The sequence below is a fragment of the Mesorhizobium sp. M1227 genome (assembly GCF_040318315.1).
In the GTDB taxonomy this organism is placed as follows: Bacteria; Pseudomonadota; Alphaproteobacteria; order Rhizobiales; family Rhizobiaceae; genus Mesorhizobium.
Window position 1 is genome coordinate 1 of sequence record NZ_JAMYLZ010000121.1, and the last position, 575, is coordinate 575.

At 61.2% G+C, this 575-nt stretch carries 1 protein-coding gene; it reads left to right on the forward strand.

The window, feature by feature from the left end; all coding sequences use genetic code 11:
• A partial coding sequence (locus NKH28_RS34380; protein ID WP_352981475.1) for a helix-turn-helix domain-containing protein occupies positions 1–545 on the forward strand: 545 nt, incomplete at its 5' end.
• Positions 546–575: the final 30 nt, after the last annotated feature.

Genomic DNA, 575 nt, shown 5'->3' on the forward strand with positions numbered 1-575 from the left:
CGCTCATCAAGGACATCGTGGCGGATGTCGATGACGATGCGCGCGACGTGATCTTGACCATCCACTGGCACGGAGGCCAGCACTCGCAGGTACGGGTTCGCAAGCCCAAATCCGGAGAGCATGGCCAGCGTACGCCTGAGGAGGCTCTGGCGATCATGCGATCCATGGCAACCCGATGGTCGGATGCCGAAATCGCTGCCACACTCAACCGCATGGGCATGCAGACCGGTCAGGGAAAGACCTGGACCGCGCGTCGCGTCCAATCGCTGCGCACGGTGCACAAGATCAGCGGCTATCGCTCTTCCGACAAGAATGGCGAGTGGCTCACCATGTCGGACGCGGCCGCCCGGCTTGGAGTCTCGCACGTCAAAATCCGCCGGTTCATCAGGGATGGCCTCTTGCCTGCCGAGCAGGTCATGCGCGGCGCACCCTACCAGATCCGCGCCAGCGACCTCGAAGACGAACGGATCAAGGCCGATTTGGCGCGCAATACTCCGCATCGCATCCACGACGACAACCAGGAATCGCTGTTTTCCGCCATTTGAAAAGGAGGTGCATAATGAATCGGTCTTCGC